The following is a 20,083-nucleotide window of genomic DNA, read 5'->3' as shown; positions in this document are numbered from 1 at the left end:
CTCCACTACTAAGCTTTTTCAATTGGCGCAAAGGCAGCCAAAAGACGTTTTACTCCTTGACTTGGGAAAGCCACATCTAGTTCTAGATCCTTCGACGTCCCGCTTACTCGGACGACTGTTCCTAGACCCCATTTTTTGTGTTTGACTTTATCTCCAGGTTTCCAGCTGTTATTTTCCCCTCCAGTAGCACTTTTAGAGGGAACAACCGCTGTCTCTGGCTGTTTATAGCTATATGCTGTTTTTTTAGCGAATACAGGTGTTTTTTTAGGCGTAGGACGCATGCCTTCGATTTCCAGTAACTCCTGATCGATTTCTTCTACAAAACGAGAAGGTCGGTTATATTGCGTCCGTCCATATAATGTTCTGGAGAAAGCATTTGTTAAATACAACGCTTCTTCTGCTCGCGTGATCCCCACATATGCGAGACGGCGTTCTTCTTCCAGTTCGCTTTCTTCCATCAATGCTCGAGATAAAGGAAAAACCCCCTCTTCTAGACCAATCAGGAATACAACTGGGAATTCTAATCCTTTGGCTGCATGCAAAGTCATCAATGTCACTTGGGAAGCATCTTCTTCTAAATTGTCAATGTCGGAAACAAGTGCCAGATCATTTAAGAAGACCGTTAGTTTTTCTTCTGGTGCATCAGCGTCTTCTTCATTTTGCTGTTCGAATTGTTTGTCGAATTCTTGTGTGACCGTTAAAAATTCCTCCAAGTTTTCGATGCGTGCTTGTGCTTCTAATGTATTTTGGATTTTTAAGTCTTCTAGATATCCGCTACGATCCAAAACCTCTTTCGTCAATTCTGTCACTGTCAAGTATGGGATCATCTGAGTGACTTCTTGGATCATCTCTCCAAATGCACCTAATTGCTGTCCTGCTTTTCCACCGATATTTGCCAGATCCACATTTTGCGCTGCTTCAAGCAGTGGCCATTCATGAAGAGAAGCAAAACTGCGTAGTTTTTCGATAGATCCTGGTCCAATGCCTCGTTTGGGCGAATTAACGATACGCTCAAAACTGATTGAATCTTGAGGATTTGCCAGCACATTCAAATACGCTAAAATATCTTTGATTTCTTTACGATCGTAGAACTTGTGCCCTCCAACCATTTTATAAGGAATATTTGCTTTCAACAGAGTTTCTTCCATTACACGAGATTGTGCGTTCGTCCGGTACAAGATGGCAAAGTCGCCGTAATTCCGATGATTGCTTCGAATCTCTTCTTGCATCCGGTCTACGATAAAACGGGTTTCGTCTCGTTCATTATCTGCACGGTAGTAAGTGATTTTGTTTCCTTCTTTGTTTTCTGTCCACAAGTTTTTTGGTTTTCGATTGCTATTGTTTTCAATGACTTGGTTTGCTGCGCTAAGGATGTTTTTCGTGGAGCGATAGTTTTGTTCTAGCAAAATTACTGCAGCATCTGGATAATCTTTTTCAAAATCCAAGATGTTCTGCATATCTGCACCGCGCCAGCCGTAAATACTTTGATCTGCATCTCCCACGACGCACAGGTTCCTAAATCTACCTGCCAATAAATTGACTAGCGTATACTGTGCGTGATTTGTATCTTGGTACTCATCTACATGAATATAATGGAATTTGTTTTGATAATATGTGAGTGAATCAGGATGTTCTTCAAATAATCGAATCGTATTCATGATCAGGTCGTCAAAGTCCATACATTGATTATATTGAAGCTCTTTTTGATAAGCAGCATAACATTTTGCCGCAATCTCTTCGTAATAACTGCCTTGCATTTTTGTAAAATCCTGAGGGGTCTGCAGGCTGTTTTTTGCTTGAGAGATTGTTCCTAATATACTTCGAGGATCATATTTTTTCGGATCAATGTTCAGTTCTTTTAGTATCCGTTTCATCAAGGTCAGCTGTTCAGAAGAATCGATGATTGTAAAGTTCCGGTTATACCCGATAAAATCAACATCTCTTCTTAAAATACGCACACACATCGAGTGAAAAGTCGATACCCAGACATCTTCGCCTCCAGATGCGAGAATCGCATTGACACGTTCTTTCATTTCTTTTGCAGCCTTATTGGTAAAAGTAATCGCTAGGATGTTCCAAGGATTGACTTCTTTTTCCTCAATCAAATAGGCAATGCGGTGTGTCAGCACTCTCGTCTTTCCACTTCCTGCACCTGCCATTAGCAGTAATGGTCCGTCAGTGTGAAGAACAGCTTCTTTCTGACGGGGGTTCATCCCGTTTAATAATTCAGCTTTGGATGACATTAACAACATCCTTTCTTTTATCAATCTTGTTAATTATAGCATTTTCTTGGCTTTCATTAAACTAGCTAGTTCAAAATCATTTGTTTCTTTTATGGATTTTTCCTTGTCAATTCGTTGATTTCGCGCTAAATTAAAAGAAAGCGAGGCGTTTGAATGGAAAAAAAAGGAAAAATCAAGAAATTAGATAAGACTCAGATATATTTTATTCTAAAAGGAATATTTGTTGGACTGCTGACAGGAATCGTCGTTAGCCTGTTTCGATTATCTATCGAAAAGCTAAGCGATTTAGTTCGAAGTATCTATGAAATGAGTCGGGAACAGCCGATTTACTTAATTGGCGTAGCTATTTGCTGCATCCTTGCAGCATTTTTCGTGGGTTATCTGGTCAAAAATGAACCGGATATCAAGGGAAGCGGGATTCCACAAGTAGAGGGACAGCTTCGCGGGGAATTATCAATGAACTGGTTCTCTGTTTTATGGAAAAAGTTCATTGGCGGTGTACTTTCAGTTGGTGCGGGCCTTTTTCTAGGTAGAGAAGGACCTTCTATACAGCTTGGCGCATCCATTGGACAAGGAGCTGGACAATTGTTTCGGAGTCCATCTTCAGAAGAAAAGATTTTAATTTCTAGCGGTGCAAGTAGCGGACTTGCAGCAGCATTCAATGCTCCTATCGCAGGATTACTCTTTGTTTTAGAAGAAATCCATCACTCCTTTTCTCCACTTGTTTGGCTGACATCATTTGCTTCAGCAATCACTGCTAACTTCGTCTCTCTTTACTTTTTCGGCTTGAGACCTGTTTTATATCTAGGTGATCTTCCTTCTTTGCCGTTGAAATATTATGGTTCTTTAGTGGGATTAGGAGTACTTCTAGGCGTCTTAGGTTTTATTTATCAGAAGGTCTTGCTGGCTTTGCCAAAATTTTACAACCGATTGCCTTTACCAGCTTATTTTCACGGGTTCGTTCCTTTCTTGCTGATTTTGCCAATTGGTTATTTATGGCCTAATACTCTAGGCGGAGGCAATCAAATTGTTTTAGCTTTTGGACATGCTTCCTTGCCAATCATTATGATTATCGGTTTGTTTGTTCTTCGATTCGTTTTTTCCATGATTTCTTACGGTGGTGGTCTTCCAGGGGGGATTTTCCTTCCGATATTGACATTGGGGGCTTTAATCGGTAGCTTTTATGGAAACATTATGGTTGATTTCGGGATGGATCCAATCTACATCAAGGATTTTGTCGTTATTGCCATGGCTGGTTATTTCACAGCGATTGGAAAAGCACCGCTGACAGCAATTATTTTAGTGACAGAAATGGTTGGCTCTCTTAATCATCTGATGCCTTTAGGATTGGCTGCTCTTGTTGCTTATATCGTCAATGACCTTCTCGGCGGTAATCCAATTTACGAATCATTATTGGAACGTCTACTTGGAAATACTCAGACCGCCTCACTAAAAGGTGCAAGGACAACTTTTGATTTTCCAGTAACGGCAGAGAGTTCTTTAGACGGTTTAATGGTACGAGACTTCAATTGGCCTAAAAATATGCTGCTAATCTCTATACGCAGAGGAAATCAGGAAATCTTGACTCACGGTGATACGATCATGAATGTAGGAGATATTTTGGTTATCTTGACTGATGAAGCAAACTTGCCAAGAATCAAGCAGGAAATCGAGGCTAAATCTTCTATCACAAATTTGAAGCAATCATTTTAACGAACATGGAAAAACTATTTTACAACAACTATTCATCTACACTACTTGATTCTATAAAAAAGAAGAGACTGGGTTTTCCCAGCCTCTTCTTTTTTATTTCTATGCTTCTGCTGCTGCAGGAGCTTTTCTCAATAACCCATAAATCACACCAGATACGACTGCTCCGATAGCAATAAACACCAAATACATGACCGGGTGACTCAGTAAGAATACAACGAAAATCCCGCCGTGAGGAGCCAGTAATTTGATCCCGAAAGCTCCGACTAATCCGCCAGTTAAAGCAGAACCAATAATAAAACTTGGAATGGCACGAATCGGGTCAGCTGCTGCAAATGGAATCGATCCTTCCGTGACAAACGATAGTCCCATCACGATGTTCGTCAAACCAGCATCTTGATCTGTTTTGCTGAATTTATTCTTAAACAAACGTGTAGCAACGAAAATTGCCAATGGAGGTACCATTCCTCCAGCCATAACAGAAGCCATCACGACACTTCCGCCAGTTGCAACAGTCGTAGCTAAAGTTGCTGTACCAAACACATAAGCGGCTTTGTTGATTGGACCGCCTAAATCTGCCGCCATCATTCCAGCTAATAATGCACCAAGTAAAGCAGCATTCGAACCACTCATACTTGTCAAGAAACCGTTCAATGCATCATTGATTGCTTTCATAGGGACATTGACCAGCAACATCAAGAAACCAGTAATCAGTAAGCCAAACACTGGATAAAAGAGGATCGTTTTAATTCCATCCAATGATTTTGGTAAGTTCTTGAATAATTTACGTAAAAATACGATGACATAACCAGCTAAGAATCCACCAATCAGTGCACCTAAGAATCCTGCACCGCCTGTATTAGCTAATGCACCAGCAGCAAATCCAACGATCAAACCAGGGCGGTCACCGATACTTGAAGCAATAAATCCTGCTAATACCGGCAGCATGAAACCAAATGCAGCTTGTCCGATTTGGTTGAACCAGCTAGCAACTTGATTGTAATTCCCTAGATTTGATAATTGATCATGTGGCACGCCAATAAATTGGTCGATCATGAAAGAAAGCGCAATAGCGATTCCTCCACCAATAACGAAAGGTAACATGTGTGATACGCCGTTCATCAAATCTTTGTAAATTCTTTGTCCGATAGTACCATCCGCATTTCCTTCTTCTGAACTGCTTTCTTTTCCATCACCATGGAATACTGGTGCAGTACCACTAAGGGCTAGATTGATCAGCTCTTCTGGTTTACGGATACCATCACTGACAGGACGATTGATCAGTTCTTTTCCGTCAAAGCGATTCATCTCTACTTTTTTGTCTGCTGCAACGATTACACCTTCTGCACGGGCGATGTCTTCAGCAGTCAATCGGTTTTTGATTCCTTCTGAACCGTTCGTTTCGACTTTGATCTCCACACCCATTTCTTTCGCTTTTTTCTTCAGAGCATCTTCTGCCATGTAAGTGTGAGCGATCCCTGTTGGACAAGCTGTAACGGCAACAACGAATTTTCTTTCTGGATGAGCAGAAGCTTCTGCAGCTTGTGTTTCTTGTTCTGCTTTTTCTTCTGCTTCTTTTTGCTCTTCAGCTGTTTGGAACAAGTCTTGGACTTCTTCTGGTGTATTTGCTTCTTTTAATTTTCCTACGAAATCTGCATCAATCAGCAATCGAGATAGTGCTGCTAATGCTTGCAAATGTGTATCGTTTGCGCCTTCTGGAGCTGCGATCATGAAAAACAGATAAGTTGGCTGTCCGTCTAAGGCTTCATAATCTACTCCTTTTTGGCTTTTTGCGAATAAAACTGTTGCTTCTTTAACTGCACTGTTTTTCGCGTGAGGCATGGCGATTCCATCACCAAGACCTGTAGAAGTTTGTGCTTCGCGGGCTAGAATTCCTTCTTTATATGTGTCGATATCGGAAATCCGGCCGGCATCAAACATTTTTTGGACCATTTCATCGATTGCGCCTTTTTTATCAGTCGCTTGCAAATCCATGATCATCGCTTCTTTGACCATTAAATCCTTGATATTCATGATTATCCTCCTTGAAACTAATCAATTTTTGTGATTTCAACTTCTGGCAGCAACTCATCAATCAATTCGCGAGCTGCCAAGTCATCAGAAAAAGCTGTTGCGCTTCCGCAAGCAACTCCCCATTTAAAGGCTTCGATTGGATCTTTCGTACGGCTGTAAGCCCCAATAAAGCCGGCAATCATTGAATCCCCTGCACCTACTGAATTTTTCAATGGGCGAACTAATACATTCGTTTTATAAGTTCCTTGTTCCGTGAAGAGCAAAGCACCGTCTCCAGCCATTGAGATCAGCACATTCTGTGCCCCTTCAGCTAGTAATTTTTTCCCATACGGAATGATTTCTTCTACAGATTGGAAGGTTGTGTTGTAAAGCTCAGCTAATTCGTGATTGTTTGGTTTGATCAACAACGGTTTCTTAACAAGTGCATTTTTTAGGTCATCACCTGTTGTATCAATCACGAAATCTGCACCTTTTTCTCGAATGATATCAATCAGTTCTTGATAAAATCCTTTTCGCAGGCTAGCTGGCGCGCTTCCTGACAATACGACGATATCTCCTTGTCCTACTGTTCCTAATGCTTGCTTCAACTCATCGATTTCTTCATCTGAAATAGATGGGCCTAAGCCATTGATCTCAGTTTCAGTGTCTGATTTTAGTTTGATATTGATTCTTGTATCTTCTTTTACGGTTGTGAACAAAGACTGGATTTGTTCTTTTTCAAGCCACTTCGAAATAAATTCGCCAGTGAACCCTCCTAAAAACCCTAGTGCTGTAGATTGAGAATCGATCCGTTTCAAAATACGGGAAACATTGATCCCTTTTCCTCCAGGTAACTTGAAGTCTTCCTTCATTCGGTTCAAATCGCCTAGTTTTAACCCATCTACGCGTACGATATAATCAATTGATGGATTAAGTGTTACTGTGTAAATCATTGTATTGCCTCCTTAATTGTTGTCTTTTCACGGAATTCATTAACGAATTCTAATGGACAACGCTCGGTTATGATCGTGGCTGCTTCCAAAGGTGCAACAGAGGTGAAGGACAACTGGTTGAATTTGGTATGATCAATCAATACAAATGTCTCTTCGGAATTTTTCATGGCTAAACGTTTAACAGCTGCCTCTTCTGGATCCGGAGTCGTGAATCCTTGTTCAAGATGGGCACCGTTCATTCCCATAAATGCTTTATTAAAATGAAAATTTTTTAGTTGTTCTATCGCATTAGATCCTAAAACAGCATTAGTTGCCAGCTTGATCGTTCCACCTAAAATAATGGTAGCAAGCTCCAAATCAACTAAATTTGCCGCATGTTGAACGGAATTTGTCACTACTGTGATCTGTTTTCCTTGCAGAAAAGGAATCATTTCTAACGTAGTAGAGCCAGCGTCTAAATAAATGACATCTTCGTCATTAATGGTTTCAGCTGCCGATTTGGCGATTTGCTGTTTTTCGTGAACGTTTTTGAGTGATTTTTCACTCATATTCTGCTCAAAATTCAATAATTGCTCTTTCTTAGCTCCGCCATGAACTCTTTCTAGAAACCCACTATTCTCCAGCTCTTGTAAATCACGTCTTATCGTTGATTCAGAAGCATTCAAAAGGTTTACAAGATCTTGTGATTTCACGATTTTCTGCTGTTCAAGCAAGTCTAGGATTTTTTGTCTGCGTTCCTCTGTAAGCATTTTCACGATCACCTCAATACAAATAATAGCATATTTTTTTTCTACTCGCAATATAAATCAGTCAAAAACGTTCATAAAAATTATAAATCAGTCAAAAAAAATAAAAAACCAGTCAAAAAGACTGGTTTTTTATTTTTTTGTCTATCATCAAGCCGTTTTATCGTTTTTTATTTTCGCTTCTTGTTTTTTTCATATAAACAGAAGCAGGTTTTCTTTCCTTATGAAGAAGATAATAATAAAGTCCCATCCCGCCAAACATGACCAAAAAACCGATGACTGATCGAATAGGAAAATTAGGAACAAAAAAGAGACAGACGGATAATAATGATGCCGGAACCATTATTCGATAATAGAGTTGTTTATCCATTTTCTTCACCTCATATTTTTTGTAAAGTAATCAATTGTTCTAATTCTCGGTAATCTAAAAATTGCACACGCAGATGCTGCTCACCTTTCTTGACATCGAATTGGATACTTCGCCGCTTTTTCTTTATTCGTTTGAAGGTAACATCAGAGAGTCTATGTTTGATTTCCTTTAACGGTAATTCTGACAGGGATTCTGAAGGAACATAGATTCTTAAGGATAAAAGATACTCTTGATATTTTTCATCTGTTACCTCTACTTCTAGATATTCCCTAATATAATAACAATAAGCTTCGATTCCATTATCCAAAGCAACAGTCGGATCGATAACTTTATAGCACATCATGCGCGAGCGATTCTCGTCAACCCAAGGAAAATACGCCTGAGCATTTAGTGTTCCGCGAACACGCCTTTCTTTATAATCTCCTTGTTGAATATCATAACTTTTTGTTACAAAAAATGAAGCATTCTTTTTAGGAACAGGTTGCATTTGTGCATTCTGATACTGGACAGATTGGATCGTATGGTCAGTGTAAATGTATTCAACGAATGGCGGTTTCAATAAACCGACACCATTGTCCCAAGCAAGATGATCAAACCCAAGCTGGTCCCTAAAATAGGATTGAAACATTTGATTGTTTGGCTTTTGCCAGTTAAAGGGGTCTCGATAAAGCTGGATACATATGACTTCGTTTTCTAATTCCTTCACTTTTTCTACTTGTTGGATGTCGAGAAAAATCGGTTTAGGGATGATTTGATGATAATAGCGACTATAATACATTTCCCAACACGAAGTGAAACATAAACCTTGGTAAAAAAGATCGTATCCTGGAAATTGGTTGCAATCGACTACTACTTCCCCGTTTTGTTGTTTCATTTTAGGTAAATGTTCGATTTCATCCTTTTTCTCAAACAATAGCCGTTGAGAGATCTGTTTTGTATTGTGATAGATAAACTCGCTATAAGCTCGCATATAGGCGAACACCCCATGAGCAATCATTTTTTTCTGAATGAAGTCTCGAATCAAAAATTGCTTTTCTTTGAAAACAGAGATAGACAATACATTTTTTATCAATAATTGATTATCTTCCAAGCGAAAACTACATTCGTTCTCGTCATTTCCTACAACTAACCAACTTTCGTCTCTTACCGATGCTAGCATTATTTTTTCTTGAAGCTTTCGAAGATCATACGGATCCGCTTGTTGTGTGAAAGAGCGGATAAATGTTGGCTGGATCAACAGACGTGTCAAAATAGCCCAATCGCTTATTTCCTGTTTTTTTTCTTCTTCATTTAAGTCTGTGAGCTGGATAGTCATCAATAATTTATCTTCGCCAATCATTTTCTCACCTCTTTCAAATCTTTTTATAATTCAATTATAACCAATGATAAAGAAAAACTAAAACTTTATGTCTTAGAAACCAATTTGGACGATTACATGATAGACTAAGTAAAAAGAAACAAAGAGGTGTTTACAATGGGGCTGAAATTTGAACGTACAGATAATTTAGATAAACTTTTCGAATCATTTGCTGTCGATCCGGAAAAAACAGTTGCACCAAAAGAAGAGATCGATCGATTTCTAAAACCACAGCCACAAAATGAAAAGAAAAAAGACAAGAAACAAAAGTAAGTTAAGCTCAAAAAAAGACTTACCAGCCAAACTTTTATGAAAGAGTTTGACTGGTAAGTCTTTTTTATTCTTTTTATGATTCAATTGCTTGTTCGATTGCTGCCCACGCTTCTTCTTTTCCCTGTTTTGTAACGGAAGAAAAGAGAATAAACGTGTCATTGCGATCAAAATCCAACGCTTTTTTGATTTCGCTCTCATGCTTGTTCCATTTACCACGAGGGATCTTATCTGCCTTAGTGGCAACAACAATTACAGGGATATCATAATACTTCAAAAATTGATACATCTGGATATCTTCTTGAGAAGGCTTATGACGCAAATCTACTAAAGAAACGACCGCACGCAGCTGGTCTCTAGTCGTTAAATATGTCTCGATCATCTTTCCCCATTTTGCTCGCTCAGTTTTGGATACTTTTGCATACCCATATCCCGGAACATCGACAAAATGTAATGTGTTCTCGATCAAATAAAAATTCAATGTCTGGGTCTTTCCTGGCTTACCGGAAGTACGGGCTAAATTCTTTCGATCAATCAATGTGTTGATAAAAGAAGATTTCCCTACATTTGATCGTCCTGCCAGAGCTATTTCTGGCAATTGTGTATCTGGATATTGTTTTGGTGCCACTGCACTTATGATAATTTCAGCTTGATGGACTTTCATGGTCTCTCTCCTTAACAAGGTGATGAATAAAGCAAGCGGCTGTCGCAAAAGCCAAAATGACTTTTACGGCAGCCTCTTTTCATCAACCCGCTTTTTTCTCTGAATCTTTATAGATTACTGTTGGCTCACCAGACAATTCAGCTGCTTCTTTTGTGATAATCACTTTTTCGATGTTTTCATTTGAAGGGATATCAAACATCACATCCATCATGATTTCTTCAATGATGGAACGAAGTCCTCGAGCGCCGGTATTGCGTTCGATTGCTTTTTTCGCAATGGCTCTCAACGCTTCAGGTTCGAATTCAAGTTCGGTATCATCTAGAGAAAGAAGTTTTTGATATTGTTTGACTAGCGCATTTTTCGGCTCAGTCAAGATCCGTACCAGATCATCTGTTGTCAATTTCTCTAAAGCTGCCATAACAGGTAATCGTCCGATAAACTCAGGGATCAATCCGAATTTTAGTAAATCTTCAGGAATGATATGCTGCATGACACTTTCGTCTTCAGAAAGTTTTTGGTTTTGTGTACCAAATCCAATCGTCTTTTCGCCCATACGATTCTTCACAATCGTTTCGATGCCATCAAATGCACCACCTACGATGAACAATATGTTCGTCGTATCAATCTGAATAAATTCTTGATGTGGATGTTTACGTCCGCCCTGAGGTGGCACACTTGCAACAGTTCCTTCTAGAATTTTCAGCAAGGCTTGTTGGACACCTTCGCCGGAAACGTCACGAGTAATGGATACATTTTCGCTTTTACGCGCAATTTTATCGATCTCATCAATATAGATGATCCCTTTTTCTGCACGTTCCACATTGTAATCAGCAGATTGAAGCAATTTAAGCAAAATGTTTTCTACATCTTCCCCCACATAACCAGCTTCTGTCAAACTTGTCGCATCTGCGATTGCAAAAGGTACATTCAATGTTTTTGCTAATGTTTGTGCTAAAAATGTTTTACCAGACCCTGTAGGTCCGATCAAGCAGATATTGCTTTTTTGCAGTTCAACATCATCTGTGTTTTCTTGTGCTTGCTGATTGACACGTTTATAGTGATTGTATACGGCAACAGCTAACGAGCGTTTTGCGCGATCTTGTCCAATCACGTAGTTATTCAATACTTCAAGAATTTCTAGTGGTTTAGGGACTTCAGTGAATTCGCGTACAGCTTCTTCATAAAATTCTTCATCAATGATTTCTTTACATAGGTCGATACATTCATTACAGATGTAGACCCCTGGACCAGCTACGATCTTTTTCACTTCTTCTTGGGTTTTCCCGCAAAAAGAACAGCGTACGGTCTCATTGCTACTTGGATTGTCATACATGGTCTTCACCCCTTAACTTGCAAAAAGTATGCAAGAAACTATCAAAGACTTTACAGTCTTTTACTATCATAACATAGTTTAGTAAAAAGAAAAAGTGTTTAACAAAGGATCAACTGACCTATACCTTTGCATTTTTTACTCTTAACAAAAAATAAGGAACTGTGACAAAATCGTGTCACAGTCCCTTATTTCGAATAAGCAATTTTCTAGAAGCAGCTTCTTCAGAAATGATTTATTACTTGATTTCTATTCTTTCGCTTCTGTCGCTGTACCTGTGATCAATTCGATTGCTTTTTTCATTGTCACATCATGTTCCAGCATATCTTCTGTCAACACGCGTTTGATTTGTTCGATTGGCATGTTGTATGTTTCTGATAATTCTTGGATTTCTGCATTGATTTCTTCTTCTGTTGCTTGAAGATTTTCAGCAGCTGCAATTGCTTCGATCACAAGATTTGTTCTTGTGCGCATTTCTGCTTCACCTTCGAATTGTTTATGCAAGTCTTCTTCTGTAGAACCAGTTAATTGATAGTACATTTCAGGAGAGATACCTTGACGTTGCATGTTGTTCAAGAATTCGTCCATTGAACGATGTACTTCATCATGAACCATCACGTGTGGCAATTCAACGATTTCTGCGTTTTCAACAGCCATACGGATCGCTGCTTCATCTTTTGCATCGTCCGCTGCTTTTTCTTTTGTTTCTACTAATTCTTTGCGATATTTTTCTTTCAATTCGTCTAATGTTGATACTTCGTCATCAACATCTTTTGCGAATTCGTCATCTAATTCAGGCACTTCTTTTGCTTTTACTTCATGGATTGTCACTTTGAAGACTGCTTCTTTTCCAGCAAGATCTTCTGCTTGATAATCTTCTGGGAAAGTTACATTTACATCTAGAGTTTCACCTGATTTATGACCAACTAATTGATCTTCAAAACCTGGAATGAATGAGCCTGAACCTAATTCAAGTGAGTAATTTTCGCCTTTTCCGCCATCAAACGCTTCGCCATCTACAAAGCCTTCGAAGTCGATTACTACTGTATCGCCATTTTCAGCTTCAGCATCTTCTTTGATAACTAATTCAGCTTGTGCTTCTTGTTCACGTTTGATACGTGCATCCACGTCTGCATCTGTTACTTCACGGTCTTGTTTTTCAACAACTAGATCTTTATATTGTCCTAATTTTACTTCTGGTTTCACTGTTACTTCAGCAGTGATTACCCAGTCTTGACCTTTTTCCATGCTTTCAACATCGATTTTTGGTTGAGAAACAGGATCGATGCCAGCTTCTTTGACAGCAGCTTCATAAGCTTCTGGTAATACAGCATTCAATGCATCTTCATATAAAGCTTCTTCACCGTACATACGGTTGAATACTTGACGAGAAACTTTCCCTTTACGGAATCCAGGTACGTTCAAGCTTTTTTTCACTTTATTAAACGCAGTTGTTAATCCTTTTTGGATTTCGTCTTGCGCAATCGTAAATTTTAAAACACCATCATTCGTGCCTTTTTTTTCAAATGTTGCAGTCATTTAATTCCCTCCGAGTTTAGAAATTCATTTTATACATCAAAAACGTTTCATGCATACCTTTAAATAGTACACTAACCCTTTCAAATTGTAAACATATTGAATGGATAGAATCCTTGTTTTTCATAACATTTTTATCTTTTTCACTGATAAAATCTAATGGAAGAAGATCATTTGCTGCAAAATTTTTTCTCTTTTTTTTAAAAAATCTTGTTTTTCATCTTCTGTACCTTCATACATCGTTTTTCCTGTACACGCCTCTACAGTCAGTTGAAACCAGCGCTTCGGGTCTTCGATGTATGTATCATAGACAGGATAAACAATTGCAGATTGCAACGTGAATTCTTCTTTTAACACGGAACTAAGCAGCGCATCTTCATTACCGTAACGATCTGAAAACACACATAATCGCTGGTAACTTGCCTGCTGCTGCGGCTTTGGCAGATCTTTTGGTATGACTTTGACTAACTTTTCTTCAATCGTCAAATAGAAAACAGGATGGCATTCGTTCAATTGCCTAAGTGTCTCCAGTAATTTTGCCCTTGCTAAAATATGGACCTCTGGCGATACAATAAGTTTACTCGCTGTTTGGATAAACTCATGATAAGGAAGCTGTTCGATCTCATCAATAGACGCAAGCTGACGTGCAGGTTCCAACGAAGGAAGTTCCTCCGATTTATTGTGGAGTGCCTTGATCTTCTGCCTCTCCATTTGTCCGGATAATTCTTCTGCAAATTGGATTTTTTCAATGACCCGCTGCTCGAAAGCTTCATAAAAATCTGTACTTGCTATCAATTTTCTAGCATATAAAAAATCTTGTGTACTGATTAACAAGTCAAAATAAAATTCAGCAAACTCCTCATTTTGAAGATACTGTTTTTCATGCAAGAGTGCTTGCTTCAATGCTTCTTTTTTCTCGTCCAACTCGTAAAGACAAAAAACAAGCAGGCTATTAGCCTCAAAGCTTTCTTTCAACTCGTAAGCTCGTTGAAATAATTCTTTTGCCTGCTGATATTGCTGGTTTGCTAGTGCTTGTTGTGCTACTCGCATTAAATTCTCATATTTTTCTGGAAAATCAATCGGCTTCACGCAGTGTCCTCCTCTTGCTCATGTTCAGCTCATGTTCAATAGTAGCAAAACAAAAAAAGCATGACAATTAAAAATAACTGAAGCACCCTCTAAAAGCTAGATTTTAGATCTGACTTTTAGAAGGTGCTTTCAACTGTTACTGCTTTTTATTGCTCATCAGCTGTTGACTTCCTGGTTAAATGCTTTGATCAGATTGATCGTAACAACACTTGTATTAGTGAAAAAATCGCCTAGATGTTGCTTTTTCTGATTAAAGACTGCTGGAAGATACCCTAACATCAGCAAAGGAAATTTTAGAATGAACCGGCAAGCACCTTCTCTAACTAAAACGGTTGACCAGCTAAGTTCTTCTTCATCAAAGCTGATGACTCGAATACCAAAGATCATTTTCCCAATCGTTTGACCATGATTGAATTTCGTCAATAAAATAAAATACGCTAGATAAATAAGTAAGGCTGTGAATCCGTAGAGACTCAGATAAGAATCTGAAAAATTAAGCCAACCTAGATTTTTGGCAATACCAAGTGTTAAACGCGTAATAGCTCCGATACACAAAAGATCGACCAAGAAGGCAAACATTCGGATAAAAAAACCTGCATAGAAATACTTAGGAAAATCATTTGCTTTTGGCGGTTCATTTCTTGTGTCCGTATACTTTTTCCATTTACGTTGTTTCTTTTTGATTTCTTCGGGCGTCAAAGGCTCTCTTTCAAAAGAGCTCAGTACCTTTTGGGAAAAGTTGGAGTCAGGTCCTACAGCAGGCTGCTGTTGCTTATCTTTTTCTTGTTCCTTATTTTCATTTGAAAGCTCTGACATGCTTACTCACCTCCGTAATAATACATTGCTTTTGGTGATTCCGCTGTCCCTAGATTCTCAAGAACGGATAAGATCTGACTAGTCTCAGAAGGCTTCAATCCCTGGAATTCTGCTAGTTTACTTCCTAACCATGTACTAGCAAACCCAGATGGCGTGGAAGAATATTCTACTAGTTCCGCATCTTCAAGCTGTTGTTCCTTTCGCATAGCTTTTAAAGCATCTTCAGGAAATCCCAATTCATCGACTAAACCTACTTCTTTTGCTTGGACACCATCATAAATCCTTCCATCAGCAATTTTTTTGACTTCTTCTTCAGATTTATTCCGTCCCTCGCTGACGATTGCTACAAAACGACTATATGCGCTGTCGATATATGCTTGAAGCACCGCTTCTTCTTCTTTTGTCTCTGGTCGCGTTCCTGAACCCATATCTTTCAACGCTCCGCTTTTAACTGTTGTATCTTCCACACCCAGTTTTTCTAGAAGTCCTGAATAATTCAATCCTGACATGATCACACCAATTGAGCCGGTCACTGTTTCTTCTGTTGCAAAGATTTTATCTGCTTGAGCAGAAATATAGTAGCCACCGCTAGCTGCCATGTTTTTCATGCTGACATACATTGGGATATCATATTCTTTACGAATCGTATCCAATTTCTTAGCGATTTCCGCACTTTCGTAGACACCGCCACCAGGAGAATTTACTTCTAAAAAGATACCTTTGACTGTTGGATCTTCTTCAATCGCCTTCAGTTGTTCCATAAAATTTTTATGATTGTAACCTTCAGAAGCAAATAACCCTGAAGACCCTCCCGCAGCAATCGTTCCATCTACTGATAATTTTACGATTTTTTGCGTACTGTCTCCCTCTTCCAGCACATTTGGAGCTAGTTCTTCATCCCCATATAACCAACTGTTCAATCCCTCAATTTGATCGTTTTCCTGAGGCTTAGTCGAACTAGCTGAAACTAACGAAACCACAAATAATCCTGCAGCAATCAGAACTGCTGCCCAACGTCTTTTATTCATTCTTTCTCCTTTCTAATACAAGTTTTTTATGACGATCACAGTTTCTGACTGCTCAGAAGTGTCGAACCGCTCTGCTTTTTCTTCCCGCGCATACCCGGAAAACGACTCTTTTGTCAATTCATCTTCTACCGTAAACTCACGAGCTTGAGCAACTTCCAAGGCATCAGGTGCGATTTCTTGGATGCTATCCCAGTCAGTATCTAAAAATATTTTCGTATCATCTGATACACCAGCTGATGCTTCGAATTTGGACAATTGTTTTTTTAACATTCCCAGTGTCATGATCTCAATTTTTGAATCCATTTTTACTCCTCCTCTATCCGATTACTTTCTATTGTACCGAACTCCTGAAAAAGATGATAGATAAAAACCCATTATTTTTTGACATAAAAAGAGCATTTGACAAAGCATTTGATATATACCAATTTATTTTTTATTCTTTTTTTGTTGACAAGAACATTCGCAAAAGGTTATGATTTTAAATGTTTCCAGATAAAAAACAAAAAGGAGGATAGTTATACCTTTTAGGATAGCGCCAGGTCTGTGTAAACAGATGACGAGGAGAGGGTTTATCGAAAGATTCGGCGGATGGCCCTAGGGACTGCACTCTACAGAAAATCCACAAAAAGTATCTGCAAAGATAAAACAAAAGGATTTTCCTGCAGCTGGAAGCATTCATACGAATTCATTATAGAAAGTAGGATGTTTTTTATGTGCGGAATTGTTGGAATGATTGGTTTAAAAAATGTAACACCAGGATTGATTGACGGTCTAGAAAAATTAGAATACCGTGGTTATGATTCAGCTGGTATCTTTGTCTCAGATGGCACAACTGATTATCTGGTCAAAGCACAAGGCAGAATTCAAAATTTGAAAAACAAAATAAATATTGATACTACAGGAAATATAGGTATTGGTCATACACGTTGGGCAACTCACGGGCAACCTTCTGAAGAAAACGCCCATCCACATACTTCCCAAAGTGGACGCTTCGTGCTCGTTCACAACGGCGTAATCGAAAACTTTGAAGAACTTAAAATTGCTTATTTAGCAAATGACCACTTTATTGGTGAGACCGATACTGAGATTATCGCTCATCTAATTGAAACTTTCGCGAAGGATACTACAACGCAAGAGGCGTTTTTGAAAGCTTTGCGGGTCATCAAAGGTTCTTACGCTTTCGCTTTGATTGATCGGACAGCACCTGATGTTATTTACGTCGCTAAAAATAAAAGTCCACTATTAATCGGACTCGGCGATGGATTCAATGTGATTGCCAGCGATGCAATGGCTATGCTTGCTCATACGAAGGAATTCGTTGAGATTGAAGATAAAGAGATGGTTACTGTCACATCAGAAAAAGTTATTATTCAAAATTTTGCAGGTGACATCGTAGAACGTTCTTCATTCGAAGCACAAGTAGATGCTTCAGATATCGAGAAAGGTACCTATCCTTTTTATATGCTGAAAGAAATCGACGAACAGCCTATTATCATGCGTCGTATCGCTCAAAAATACGTAACAGAAGACAATCGTGTCTCTCTTGATCAAAAGCTGGTCGATACATTGTCTGATAGCGATCGAATCTATATCGTTGCTTGCGGAACTAGTTACCATGCGGGGTTAGCAGGTAAACAGACTTTGGAAAAATTGACACAGATCCCTGTTGAGGTTCATTTAGCCAGTGAATTTGGCTATAACACACCTCTTCTTTCAAAAAAACCATTCTTTATTTTCTTGAGTCAAAGTGGCGAAACAGCAGATAGCCGCCAAGTACTGGTAAAAATCAACCGTCTCGGCTACCCTTCACTTACGATTACAAATGTTGCTGGTTCTACTCTTTCGCGGGAAGCATCCTTTACACTGCTATTGCATGCTGGACCCGAAATCGCAGTAGCATCAACGAAAGCTTATACTGCACAAATAGCTGTACTAACTTTATTAGCCAAAGCTATCGGTGATAAAAAAGAATTTGAAACTTCTCTTGTATTCGATATCACTCATGAATTGAGTTTAGTTGCTAATGCGATGGAATCGGTCATCGCCCAAAAAGATTATTTAGAAGAGTTGGCAGAAGTATATCTCAGCGATACAAGAAATGCCTTTTACATTGGACGTGGCGCTGACTACAACGTTTCTCTTGAAGCTGCTTTGAAATTGAAAGAAATCAGTTATATCCAGGCAGAAGGTTTTGCCGCTGGCGAATTGAAACATGGAACGATTGCTTTGATCGAAGAAGGAACACCAGTGATCGGAATCATCAGTGAAGAAGTGACTGGTGCGCATACTCGAGGAAACCTGAAAGAAGTCGAAAGCCGTGGCGCTAAAACACTAGTTATTGTCTCAGAGGGATTAGAAAAGGAAAGTGACCAGCTGGTGCTACCAACTGTCCACCCTTATCTAACTACTCTAACCACAGTCGTACCGACTCAATTACTTGCATATTACGCAACGCTATTACGGGGATTCGACGTTGACAAACCACGTAATTTAGCGAAATCAGTGACAGTAGAATAATAAAAGAACAAGGACCAGTGTCAGACATCTGACACTGGTCCTTGTTCTTTTATTTTTTATGAAAATATCTCTTAATCCAGTCCAATTTCTTCTTTGACTACTGCTGCGATTTTATCGACATAGTAATTGACTTTCTCATCAGTAGGCGCTTCTGCCATCACTCGAAGTAATGGTTCTGTACCGGAAGGACGAACTAGGATTCTTCCTTCTGATCCCATTTCAGCTTCTGCCTCTTCAATCACTTTTTTGATTGCCGGAACATCCATCGCACCGTTTTTATCACTTACGCGGATATTCACTAATTTTTGCGGATAGATTGTTACCTCTGCTGCAAGCTCTGATAATTTCTTACCTGTCTGTTTCATGATATTCAGTAACTGAATTCCTGAAAGCATCCCATCTCCAGTTGTGTTAAAATCTAAGAAAATCATGTGCCCAGACTGCTCGCCGCCAAAGTTATAATCGTTTTTGCGCATTTCTTCTACAACGTAACGATCACCAACTTGTGTAACGACATCTTTCAAACCGATTCCTTCCACCGCTTTGTGGAATCCTAAGTTACTCATGACAGTCGTAACGATCGTATCTTTTTTCAACCGATTTTTTTCTGCCAAATATTTAGCACAGATAAACATGATTTTATCACCGTCGACGATGTTTCCAAGTTCATCCACCGCAATAATACGATCGCCATCGCCATCGAAAGCTAGTCCAGCATCTGCTCCTTTTTCAACGACCATCTCAGCTAAACGTTCTGGATGGGTAGAGCCTACGCCGTCATTGATATTTAACCCGTCTGGATTTGTGCCCATTGTATAAAAATCTGTTTCAAGATCGGCAAACAAACGATTAACACTTGTTGAAGTTGCTCCGTTTGCTGCATCGACACAAATGGTCAAACCGGAAAGGTCACCGTTGATCGTTTGTACAAGGAATTGAGAATATTTCAATAAGCCTTCTGGAAATTCTTCTACAGTTCCCAATCCTTCAGCTGATGGACGAGGCAATTCATCCACTTCAGCATCTAATAATGCTTCAATTTCTAGCTCTTGGTCATCTACTAATTTAAAACCATCTGCACCGAAAAATTTGATTCCATTATCTTGTGCTGGATTATGAGAAGCAGAAATCATGACCCCTGCGCTTGCTTTTTGCAAACGTGTCAGATAAGCAACACCTGGTGTAGAGATCACACCTAGCTGGAACACTTCGATACCCACCGATAAAAGTCCTGAAATCAGCGCTTCTTCTAACATTTGACCTGAGATTCTTGTATCCCGCCCTACTAACACGCGTGGGCGTTTTCCTTCTTCTTCATGCTGGCTTAGGACATAACCTCCGCACCGTCCCAGCTTAAATGCAAGTTCTGGCGTAAGTTCCTTGTTGGCTTCACCGCGTACGCCGTCTGTTCCAAAATATTTACCCATAGTTGTAAAATTAC

At 39.2% G+C, this 20,083-nt stretch carries 17 protein-coding genes; 3 read left to right on the top strand and 14 right to left on the bottom strand.

The window, feature by feature from the left end; genetic code table 11:
• Window positions 1–8: 8 nt before the first annotated feature.
• Complete coding sequence (pcrA, locus tag IGJ87_RS05160; protein WP_002323985.1) at window positions 9–2,243, bottom strand: DNA helicase PcrA; 2,235 nt, start codon at window positions 2,241–2,243, stop codon at window positions 9–11.
• Between the two features lie 153 nt (window positions 2,244–2,396).
• On the opposite strand from pcrA, the gene IGJ87_RS05155 reads away from it, so the two are divergent.
• The gene (locus tag IGJ87_RS05155; protein ID WP_002295244.1) at window positions 2,397–3,956 is read left to right on the top strand and encodes a ClC family H(+)/Cl(-) exchange transporter; all 1,560 of its coding nucleotides are present in this window, start codon (window positions 2,397–2,399) and stop codon (window positions 3,954–3,956) included.
• Between the two features lie 99 nt (window positions 3,957–4,055).
• On the opposite strand, the gene IGJ87_RS05150 is transcribed toward IGJ87_RS05155, so the two are convergent.
• The 5 genes from IGJ87_RS05150 to IGJ87_RS05130 form a co-directional block, all read right to left on the bottom strand.
• Entirely contained in the window at window positions 4,056–5,987 is a 1,932-nt protein-coding gene (locus IGJ87_RS05150) for a PTS fructose transporter subunit IIABC (protein ID WP_002323984.1), read from the bottom strand.
• 17 nt (window positions 5,988–6,004) lie between these two features.
• Window positions 6,005–6,919 carry a 1-phosphofructokinase gene (gene pfkB / locus IGJ87_RS05145; RefSeq protein ID WP_002288484.1) on the bottom strand — a complete coding sequence of 305 codons (915 nt, stop codon included), beginning with the start codon at window positions 6,917–6,919 and terminating at the stop codon, window positions 6,005–6,007.
• Window positions 6,916–7,668, bottom strand: coding sequence for a DeoR/GlpR family DNA-binding transcription regulator (locus IGJ87_RS05140; protein WP_002288485.1), 753 nt, complete (start codon window positions 7,666–7,668; stop codon window positions 6,916–6,918). Before IGJ87_RS05140 ends, pfkB begins: the two co-directional genes overlap by 4 nt.
• A 157-nt stretch (window positions 7,669–7,825) precedes the next feature.
• Window positions 7,826–8,035 carry a hypothetical protein gene (locus tag IGJ87_RS05135; RefSeq protein ID WP_002294422.1) on the bottom strand — a complete coding sequence of 70 codons (210 nt, stop codon included), beginning with the start codon at window positions 8,033–8,035 and terminating at the stop codon, window positions 7,826–7,828.
• Window positions 8,036–8,045: 10 nt separating this feature from the next.
• Window positions 8,046–9,374: a hypothetical protein gene (locus IGJ87_RS05130; RefSeq protein WP_002288487.1), complete on the bottom strand. Its 1,329-nt coding sequence runs from the start codon at window positions 9,372–9,374 to the stop codon at window positions 8,046–8,048.
• A 135-nt stretch (window positions 9,375–9,509) separates the two neighbouring features.
• Between IGJ87_RS05130 and IGJ87_RS05125 the strand changes: the two genes are divergently transcribed.
• Window positions 9,510–9,665, top strand: a complete 156-nt coding sequence (locus IGJ87_RS05125) for an SPJ_0845 family protein (protein ID WP_002288488.1) — start codon at window positions 9,510–9,512, stop codon at window positions 9,663–9,665.
• A 73-nt stretch (window positions 9,666–9,738) separates the two neighbouring features.
• On the opposite strand, the gene yihA is transcribed toward IGJ87_RS05125, so the two are convergent.
• The 7 genes from yihA to IGJ87_RS05090 form a co-directional block, all read right to left on the bottom strand.
• On the bottom strand, window positions 9,739–10,326 hold the full coding sequence (gene yihA, locus IGJ87_RS05120; protein WP_002323982.1) for a ribosome biogenesis GTP-binding protein YihA/YsxC: 588 nt from the start codon (window positions 10,324–10,326) through the stop codon (window positions 9,739–9,741).
• Between the two features lie 82 nt (window positions 10,327–10,408).
• Window positions 10,409–11,659 (bottom strand): ATP-dependent Clp protease ATP-binding subunit ClpX, encoded by a 1,251-nt coding sequence (clpX, locus tag IGJ87_RS05115; protein ID WP_002292068.1) that lies wholly within the window; start codon window positions 11,657–11,659, stop codon window positions 10,409–10,411.
• A gap of 246 nt (window positions 11,660–11,905) precedes the next feature.
• Window positions 11,906–13,195 (bottom strand): trigger factor, encoded by a 1,290-nt coding sequence (tig, locus tag IGJ87_RS05110; RefSeq protein ID WP_104866125.1) that lies wholly within the window; start codon window positions 13,193–13,195, stop codon window positions 11,906–11,908.
• Window positions 13,196–13,348: 153 nt separating this feature from the next.
• Entirely contained in the window at window positions 13,349–14,281 is a 933-nt protein-coding gene (locus tag IGJ87_RS05105; RefSeq protein ID WP_002323980.1) for a hypothetical protein, read from the bottom strand.
• A gap of 156 nt (window positions 14,282–14,437) precedes the next feature.
• Window positions 14,438–15,097, bottom strand: a complete 660-nt coding sequence (locus IGJ87_RS05100) for an RDD family protein (protein ID WP_002296311.1) — start codon at window positions 15,095–15,097, stop codon at window positions 14,438–14,440.
• Between the two features lie 2 nt (window positions 15,098–15,099).
• Window positions 15,100–16,125, bottom strand: coding sequence for a signal peptide peptidase SppA (gene sppA, locus IGJ87_RS05095; protein WP_002323979.1), 1,026 nt, complete (start codon window positions 16,123–16,125; stop codon window positions 15,100–15,102).
• 12 nt (window positions 16,126–16,137) lie between these two features.
• Window positions 16,138–16,428 (bottom strand): hypothetical protein, encoded by a 291-nt coding sequence (locus IGJ87_RS05090; protein ID WP_002323978.1) that lies wholly within the window; start codon window positions 16,426–16,428, stop codon window positions 16,138–16,140.
• A 408-nt stretch (window positions 16,429–16,836) separates the two neighbouring features.
• On the opposite strand from IGJ87_RS05090, the gene glmS reads away from it, so the two are divergent.
• Window positions 16,837–18,642 carry a glutamine--fructose-6-phosphate transaminase (isomerizing) gene (gene glmS / locus IGJ87_RS05085; RefSeq protein WP_002300367.1) on the top strand — a complete coding sequence of 602 codons (1,806 nt, stop codon included), beginning with the start codon at window positions 16,837–16,839 and terminating at the stop codon, window positions 18,640–18,642.
• Window positions 18,643–18,713: 71 nt separating this feature from the next.
• On the opposite strand, the gene glmM is transcribed toward glmS, so the two are convergent.
• Window positions 18,714–20,069: a phosphoglucosamine mutase gene (gene glmM / locus IGJ87_RS05080; protein ID WP_002287824.1), complete on the bottom strand. Its 1,356-nt coding sequence runs from the start codon at window positions 20,067–20,069 to the stop codon at window positions 18,714–18,716.
• Between the last annotated feature and the right edge of the window lie 14 nt (window positions 20,070–20,083).

This window comes from Enterococcus sp. DIV1411a, from assembly GCF_050531945.1.
Classification (GTDB): Bacteria; Bacillota; Bacilli; order Lactobacillales; family Enterococcaceae; genus Enterococcus_B; species Enterococcus_B faecium.
This window is presented reverse-complemented; position numbering and strand designations above follow the sequence as displayed.